This window comes from uncultured Anaerofustis sp. (assembly GCF_938029165.1).
Lineage (GTDB): Bacteria > Bacillota > Clostridia > Eubacteriales > Anaerofustaceae > Anaerofustis.
Genome location: NZ_CALHFB010000051.1, coordinates 1 through 8,014, shown reverse-complemented (window position 1 = coordinate 8,014; position 8,014 = coordinate 1). Strand labels below are relative to the sequence as shown.

7 protein-coding genes are annotated in these 8,014 nt (G+C 33.4%); 5 read left to right on the top strand and 2 right to left on the bottom strand.

Annotated elements, in window-relative coordinates:
• The coding region (locus tag Q0516_RS10365; protein WP_366940203.1) for a radical SAM protein at positions 1-1,067 on the top strand (1,067 nt) is incomplete at its 5' end.
• Between the two features lie 69 nt (positions 1,068-1,136).
• On the opposite strand, the gene Q0516_RS10360 is transcribed toward Q0516_RS10365, so the two are convergent.
• Positions 1,137-1,640 (bottom strand): GNAT family protein, encoded by a 504-nt coding sequence (locus Q0516_RS10360; RefSeq protein WP_294468919.1) that lies wholly within the window; start codon positions 1,638-1,640, stop codon positions 1,137-1,139.
• A gap of 502 nt (positions 1,641-2,142) precedes the next feature.
• Entirely contained in the window at positions 2,143-2,613 is a 471-nt protein-coding gene (locus Q0516_RS10355) for a YbaK/EbsC family protein (RefSeq protein ID WP_294468917.1), read from the bottom strand.
• A 923-nt stretch (positions 2,614-3,536) separates the two neighbouring features.
• Between Q0516_RS10355 and Q0516_RS10350 the strand changes: the two genes are divergently transcribed.
• The 4 genes from Q0516_RS10350 to Q0516_RS10335 all read left to right on the top strand — a co-directional run bounded on the left by Q0516_RS10350 (position 3,537) and on the right by Q0516_RS10335 (position 7,745).
• A complete protein-coding gene (locus tag Q0516_RS10350) occupies positions 3,537-4,259 on the top strand; it encodes a class I SAM-dependent methyltransferase (protein WP_257481255.1) in 723 nt (240 codons plus the stop codon).
• On the top strand, positions 4,228-5,049 hold the full coding sequence (locus tag Q0516_RS10345; protein WP_294468915.1) for a Nif3-like dinuclear metal center hexameric protein: 822 nt from the start codon (positions 4,228-4,230) through the stop codon (positions 5,047-5,049). The genes Q0516_RS10350 and Q0516_RS10345 overlap by 32 nt, the downstream gene beginning before the upstream one ends.
• A gap of 14 nt (positions 5,050-5,063) precedes the next feature.
• Entirely contained in the window at positions 5,064-5,999 is a 936-nt protein-coding gene (locus Q0516_RS10340; RefSeq protein ID WP_294468912.1) for a DMT family transporter, read from the top strand.
• A gap of 1,074 nt (positions 6,000-7,073) precedes the next feature.
• Complete coding sequence (locus tag Q0516_RS10335; protein ID WP_294468910.1) at positions 7,074-7,745, top strand: phosphatase PAP2 family protein; 672 nt, start codon at positions 7,074-7,076, stop codon at positions 7,743-7,745.
• Positions 7,746-8,014: the final 269 nt, after the last annotated feature.

Below are 8,014 nucleotides of genomic sequence, written 5' to 3'. Positions count from 1 at the left end.
GGGGTCCTTTCTTCCATTCTTTGGACAAGCAAAGAATGGCGGGTTGTAGGGTGGAACCCTACAAAAGGGTTTTAGGGGCAAAGCCCCATATTAAAAAACTATTGATATTAAAAACTTATTTTGTTATAATAATTATAACGAACAAAAGTTCTAAGACTATATGTAAGGATAATATTATGGCAATAAAAGAAATAGAATGCAAAAGCGCTATTAACAGAATATCAAATTCAAGACTTCCCTATCATCTTGATTTGAATGTATACAGAGGCTGTACTCACGGTTGTAAATACTGCTATGCCATTTACTCCAACAGATACTTACAATCGGATAATTTCTTCGGCGATGTATTTGTCAAGACTAATATAGTGGAAGTTCTCGAAAAGGAACTTAGAAAAAAGAGAAATAAAGATGTGATAAATCTGGGAAGCGTTACCGATTCTTATCAGCCCATAGAAAAGAAGTACAAGATAATGCCCGAGATACTGAAGCTTATGATAAAATACGAACAGCCCGTCATCATTTCAACAAAATCAGACTTGATACTAAGGGATATAGAACTCATAGATGAACTCTCAAGGCTTACTTACGTAAATATTGCTTCCACCATAACGGTAATGGACGACGATAGGAGAAAGCTTATCGAACCGGGAAGCGTCAGCTCAAAAAGAAGGGTAGATATGCTTGAAGAAATGAAGAGGACAAAGGCAAGCCGAGCTATTCATACCATGCCTATAATGCCATATATAACCGATGACAGAGAAAATCTGGAGGAGATATTTGCACATGGTAAAGACATCGACATAAATTATATACTTACCGGTCCCCTTAATTTAAAAGGAGACACCAAAAAGGTATTTATGGATTTTGTTAAAAATTATTTCCCCGATGAATACGAAAATATAAAAAATGTCTACGGTAAAGGAGCTTACGTATCCGGAGAATACAAGGAAGAAATGTATAAAAAAATAAATGATGTCAGAAGAAAATACGAAGTCAGCGGAAATTATATGAAAGGCATAAGAGATTTTAAAAAGAGTATTGAAGTTAAACAGCTTTCGTTATTTTAAAATCATAATAAATAATCCTATTAAGATTTAATCAAACAAAAAATAAGGACTTGGATTAATACCAAATCCTTATTTTATATAAGCATATACAAGGCTATCCAAAACTTCGCCGTTTTTATATACGCTTTTTTCTTTTCTTCCTTCAAATTTAAATCCGGCTTTTTCAAGAACTCTCTTTGAACCTTGATTATTTGAAAAGATCTCCGCATGGATCCTAACTATATCGAACTTATCAAAAGCTTGTTTTGTTATAATACCAACGGCTTCGCTCATAATGCCCTTTCCCCAGTAGTCTTCACTGAGCCAGTAACCTATCTCAGCACTCTTTCTATACACATCGTCCATAACAAAAACACCTATACTCCCCACTGCTTCACCATTTACAACGATAGCTCTTGTAATATTGTTCCCGCCTTCGTTCATTATGCAGTCCCTTACATACCACTCTGCATCTTCATATGTATAAGGATAAGGAAAAACATCCCTTAATTTACTTGCAATTTTTTCATTATTCCCATGTTTAGCAACATCTTTTATATACTTTTCTTCCCACTTTTTCAGTTCAAACTTCATATTTATCACCGCCCTTTCTCCTTAAATTTTCTTATAAAATAATCATAAAACAACTCTTTATTATTATCCAACTTTAATACAATTAAGTAAAATTTAAAATATGAACCATAATTAAAATGGTATAAGGATAACAAATATAAAAAAAGAGCAAAAAAATTATCGTAACATACCTAATATAACCGTCGGTCTTAACTAAATTACACATGTTTAATTTTGTACCATTATACTTTTATTGTTGACTTACACAAACCCATTTATAAAAAAGATTATTATTATATACAAATTTCCGACAAACAAAACTATTGACTAAAATCAATTTTATTTTCTTATTATATAACGTAAATCAATCATAAAATAACAATCCCTACTTATATAAAATCATTAACAACATTTATTTAACTTTTATATTTTACTATTAAACCTCATATTCGTATAACGTTATATATTTTTATTTTTAATAATTACAGCTTTATAATATGAATATTATAATTATATATATTTATTACTGTGTAACATCTACCCATTTCAGAGCATTGGAGAACTTAAAAAGTTCGTCACATGTAAGCTCTATGGCACTGTTTGCACTTCCGCATGCGGGGAAAACGGTATCGAACCTTTTCATTGAAACATCAAGATATGTCTTTACTCCATTAGGATTTGCAAAAGGACATACTCCTCCTACTTTGTGATTTGTAAACTCTTCAACTTCATCAGCACTTAACATCTTCGCTTTTTGGTTAAACTCTGCCTTGAATTTTTTATTGTCTATCCTTGCATCTCCCGCTGTTACCACCAATATGCAGTTATTATCTTCTGCTTTATCTTTAAAGGAAAGAGTCTTCGCTATCCTTGCACCCTCGGTATTCAAAGCCTTTGCCGCAAGTTCCACAGTCGCACTGGATACATCGAATTCCAAAACTCTATCTTTCATATCGAATTTATAAAAATATTCTTTTACCAATTCTATTGCCATATATAACCTCTGAAAATAATTTTTGTTCTATTATAACACATTAGAATAAGAAAATCTCCCTAACCAAATAAAAAAGCCCGAAGGCTTAATGTAGGGATATTATATTTCTTTTATAAAGAAAGAAACTTATAAAGATAAAGGGTCCATCCCTTAAACCCGTGTAGGGTTCCCCCCTACAACCCGCCATTTTTGCTTGTCCAAAAAATGGACAAAACGACTCCACTCAATCGCCGTGGAGGCTTATGGCGACTGGATTTTCTAAAACATGCTGCCCGCATTTCGTGAAACAGTCGCCTTCCCATCCCTTTAAAAAAATTTATATAAAAGAAATACTTATTTAAAAAAGGGGTTATAGTAGCTTCTCTTTCAAGAAACGCAGGCAGCGTTTCTTAGAAAATCGAACAGATTTAAAAGCCGTTACGGAACCCCATGAAATACTTATAAATAATTGGATTTTATATGCAAAGCAGTCACTACTCCAACCCATATATATGAAGTTTTACACTTTGTTAAAGCTAATAACTCTTTTAGGTGATATGCGGGTAAATGACTTTCATAAGTTTAATATCCCTTTTAGCGAAGTTCTTAGGCACCGCGCCCAGCAGGGTCGTTTTCCTTATATTGTGACTATTAAAAGACTTCGAAGAAGGCTTACTAAAATTTACTTAAGTAAATTTTAGATGTGTGAAACACAATTAATAACAGGAGCGAATTTGTGTTAGCAATATTTGCGAGTCGGACAAGCAAAAAATGGCGGGTTGTAGGGCAGAGCCCTACAGAAAAGAGGAGTGCGGGGAGAAACCCCGCAAAAGGGTTTTAGGGGCAGAGCCCCTAGGTGGTTTGTTTCTTTATCAAAGAAAAAGAAATTATTTTAAAATCTAAGATTTTATGGTATACTAAATTTGTTATTTAAAGGAATAATTATGGTTAATTTGGATATAAGGCTAAAAGCGGTGTATAATATGGCAGAAAAGTGCGATACATTTTTGGATGTAGGTTCTGACCATGGGTACCTTCCGCTTCATTTAATAAAAAATAATATAATTAATAAAGCTGTAGTCAGTGATATAAATCAAGGACCTCTTAATAATGCAAAGGAAAACTTTGAAATGCATAAAATGGGGGATAAGGCTAATTTTATACTCACAGGCGGACTTAGAGATATAGATACGACGGATATAGACGCGGTCTCTATATGCGGTATGGGCGGAGAGCTTATAATAAATATCCTTGAAGAGGATAAAATAAAGGCTAAAGGTTTTGATTATCTCATACTTCAGCCTATGAACAGCGTAAACCTTCTTAGGAAGTATCTCTATGAAAACGGCTATAGAGTTATAAAAGAAGATTTGGTAAGAGACAAACACCACTTTTATAATATATTAAAAGTCATACCTGAGAAAGATGAGAGAAAATTCGATGAGATATTCTTCGACTTGGGATTTGGGCTATTTGAAGAAGGAAATAAAAATTTTATTGATTATATAGATTACAAAATAAGAGTAAATAAAAAGATAATAGAAAATTGTAAAAGTAAAAATTCCCAAAATGCCAAAAAGGCAGGGGAAAAAGCGGATGATTATATAAATAGGCTGGAAGGGGTAAAAAAAGATTATGAGAGTAAAAGATGTAATAGAGTATATTAATGTATTTGCAAACGAGAGTTTTCAGTATGAGTGGGACAACTCGGGATTTCAGCTTGGAAACAGGAACGATGAAGTCAGAAGGATACTTATAACACTTGATATCACAAACGAAGTGATAGATGAAGCAATAAGAGAACACTGCGATATGATAATATCACATCACCCTTTGTTCTTCTCCACTTCAATGAATATAGAACAGTCGAGCATAAAAGGGGATATGATATTTAAACTTATCAAGAACAATATCAATGTCTATTCTGCTCATACTCCTATGGACGTTTCTACCATAGGTCTTAATATGTTCATGGCTAAGAAACTGGGGCTAAGTGATATAGAGCCTTTGGAGAGATATGTCAGCGATAAGTGCGAAGACGATGCAAACTTATTTGGTCTCGGTGCAGTAGGTAACTTGGATACAAGGATGCCTGTCAATATCGACGGACTTTTAAAGAAAGTCAAAAAGGCTTATAACACAAATGTATTAAAAGTAACGAATAATTACAACACTCACGGAATTTTGAGCAAAGTAGCTCTTTGTACGGGAGCTGGCGGAGATTTGCTTGAAATGGTCAAGGAAAAGAATGCAAAGGTATTTATTACTTCGGATACAAAGTATCATGAAATGCAGGAATTCGTGGATAATGACATAGTACTTATAAATGTAGGTCATTACAATGCGGAAATTTGTTTCCTAGAGATAATGAATGAGCTTTTAAAGATGAAATTCCATGAAATAGAACTTATTAAGTCCGAAGAAAAGAACGTGGAAAGCTTCGCTTATTTCGTTTAATTATAGGTAAACAAATGAGTGATAATAAGAAAATCATGCCATATATAACGGGATTTCTTTATTCCTTTATATTTGGCATTTCTTTTGCCTTTACCAGCGAAGTCCTTACTGTTCTTCACCCTCTTCAGCTTCCTGCGGTCAGATTTTTGTTTGCGGCTTTATTCATAACAGTCCTTTATTTCTTTGGTGCATTCAAATTAAGTTATAAAGGGAAGGATCTAAAACCACTGATACTCCTTGCCATGTTTGAACCTTTACTGTATTTCATCTTTGAAACCTATGGTGTCAAGCTTACAACATCTTCTCTTTCGGGAACGATGATAGCTACTATACCCGTTGTTGTATGTATCCTTGCGGTCATTTTTTTAAGGGAGAGACCTTCCTTTTTGCAGTGGGTATTTATCGTGATGTCGGTCATAGGTTCTGTTATAGTCGTTATGGGTTCCGGGAGTTCGGGAAGTAATACTTCCGAGATGATAGGTATATTGTGTCTCCTCGGCGCTGTTATTTCTGGAGCGGGATATAATATAATGAACAAGATAGTCTGCGAAAAGTTCACCGCCATAGAGGTCACGTTCTTTATGATGTGGTTTGCGGCAATCACTTTTGGGATCATTTCCATATTTTATTCCAAAGGCTTAGGGGGATATATTGCTGCATTCACAAATGTGAAAGTACTGCTTATATTACTGTATCTCGGAACAGTTTCGTCGGTGCTTGCATTTTTCTGTTATAACTTTACCCTTCATAATCTTCCCATCGCACCTGCTGCAGCATTCGCAAATCTCATTACAGTGATTTCCGTAATTGCGGGAGTGTTCGTAAGGAAAGAACCTTTTACCCTCATTCAAATGCTCGGAGCGGCGATAATCGTGGCAGGCGTGTTCGGAGTGAATTTGTTGGGAAATGATGAGAATGATGGGCTGTCTGAATTTGAGATTGAGAGTTAATAAAGTAATTCAATGTAAATAAAAAAGCAGGGAATATCCCTGCTTTTTTATTTAAAATCTTTCTATTGCTATCCAATAAATAACTGGTAAACATTGAACCGATGAATTATTAAGATATCTTATTTGAAATGTATTTTTTTCTATATCTATTGTATGAACTGAAAAAGTAGCGCTACCCAATGCTTTGTTTTTACTAGTTGAATATGGTGTAATAAAAATTCTCGGTGGTTTGCTAAATGAAGTTCCATTTGGGAAAATCACTGTTATATCGTTTTTTGCATTGGGTTTTACTATAAATTGTGGATTTTGTCCATGAATTATGTTTTTAGGAATATAATTTTTAGTATCAAGATAGTATTGTTTTCATAAATAGAAACGTTAACACCAGCAGTGAGCTTATTCTGTTTTGTTTTATTGGCTGTCTTATGGATACCATTATGAAATATTATTAAAATATCTTATCGTAATTTAAATTATTTATAAACTATGTGTACAGTAAGTTATTTTTCTGCTTTTTATTTTAAATGTAACTTTTATAGAGAATAACTATAGGATGTACATTTCTTATGGCTGTTTGTTTTTATTTTATTTAAGGTGTTTTTTTTGATTATTCTTTATAAATCTAAATATTTTTTTAATATTTTCGTCCAAAAATAAAGCACGTTTATTTTCGTTATATTTCACAGATATCATTTTATAGTGCTGTATCAAAGTTTATAAATAAAAAAAGTTTAAGCTTACTAGGTGATGATTATCATTATATTCATTAATTAAAAATCAATAAAATCTAAATTCTGAAAATTTTATGTTAAATATATTATATTAAATCATAACATTAAAATTTTCTTAAAAAACATTGGTTACCTTGTTTTTTTATCATTAACTGACTATAATTGTTGTTTAATGTAAAATTACAAGTCAAAATTTATTTAAAGATTAAAATGAACTTAAATGAAAAATTGGTGTTATCGAGAAAAGGTCTTGACTTAGGAAGAACTTGTTTCTTACTTATATATCATTTTCATGGTGTGGTTTTGATTGATTGAAATATAACTTGATTTGCGGAGGTAGAAAATGAAATTAGCTAAAAATAGTTTTATATGTTCGGGGATATTATTTGCACTGTTTGGGTTTTTTACTTTTATGGTAATAAAGGTAGATGTCAGTGCAGCAGGACCAAATCAGTCCATGGTAGGTCTGTCCGCTGTCAATAAGTTTATCTTTGACAGTGTGGGGGTGAACGATATATGGTACAAAATGACTCAAATTCTTGGTGGTATTGCAATACTTACCGCGTTTGGTTTTGGTGTTTTGGGACTTGTTCAGCTAATCAAAAGAAAGAGTTTATTCAAGGTAGACAAGGATATTTTGCTTCTTGGCGGATTTTATCTTTTAATAATCGTAGTTTATGTCTTATTTGAAAATCTTACTATTAATTACAGACCGATACTCATAGACGGTAACCTTGAAGCTTCCTTCCCGTCCACTCATACAATGCTTGCGGTATTCATCATGTCCACTGCAATCTATCAGTTTCACAGCAGGATAAAAAATAAGAACCTCAGATATACTGCCGAAGGAGTATCATCCGTAGTTCTCGTACTGACCGTTGTCGGTCGTCTTCTTTCCGGTGTTCACTGGTTCACCGATATAGTATCCGGGGTGATTATTTCTTTTGCATTTGTTATGTTATATTATGCTTTTGTAAAATATATGGATTTCTTTTCAAAGAAACAAACGGATTAAGGGGTTCTACCCCTTATACCCCGGCACTTATTTAAAGATAAAAAAGTGCCAAAAAATCTCCGCTCAAGCCGCGGAGGCTTAAAGCGACTGGATTTTCTGCAAAATGCTGCCCGCATTTTGTGAAACAGTCGCTAACCCCAACCCTATAAATAAAAGTTTTGTTTTATGTTAAATGTTATAAATCTTTTAGGTAATATGCGGGTGAATAACTTAGGTAAGTTTAATATCCCTTTTGCCGAAGGCTTAGGCACCGCGCCCAGCGGGGTCGT

Excerpts from the sequence above, each read along its gene's own strand:
- Q0516_RS10360 (WP_294468919.1), bottom strand. The coding sequence starts at position 1,640 with ATGAAGTTTGAACTGAAAAAGTGGGAAGAAAAGTATATAAAAGATGTT.
- Q0516_RS10355 (WP_294468917.1), bottom strand. The coding sequence starts at position 2,613 with ATGGCAATAGAATTGGTAAAAGAATATTTTTATAAATTCGATATGAAA.
- Q0516_RS10350 (WP_257481255.1), top strand. The coding sequence starts at position 3,537 with ATGGTTAATTTGGATATAAGGCTAAAAGCGGTGTATAATATGGCAGAA.
- Q0516_RS10345 (WP_294468915.1), top strand. The coding sequence starts at position 4,228 with ATGAGAGTAAAAGATGTAATAGAGTATATTAATGTATTTGCAAACGAG.
- Q0516_RS10340 (WP_294468912.1), top strand. The coding sequence starts at position 5,064 with ATGAGTGATAATAAGAAAATCATGCCATATATAACGGGATTTCTTTAT.
- Q0516_RS10335 (WP_294468910.1), top strand. The coding sequence starts at position 7,074 with ATGAAATTAGCTAAAAATAGTTTTATATGTTCGGGGATATTATTTGCA.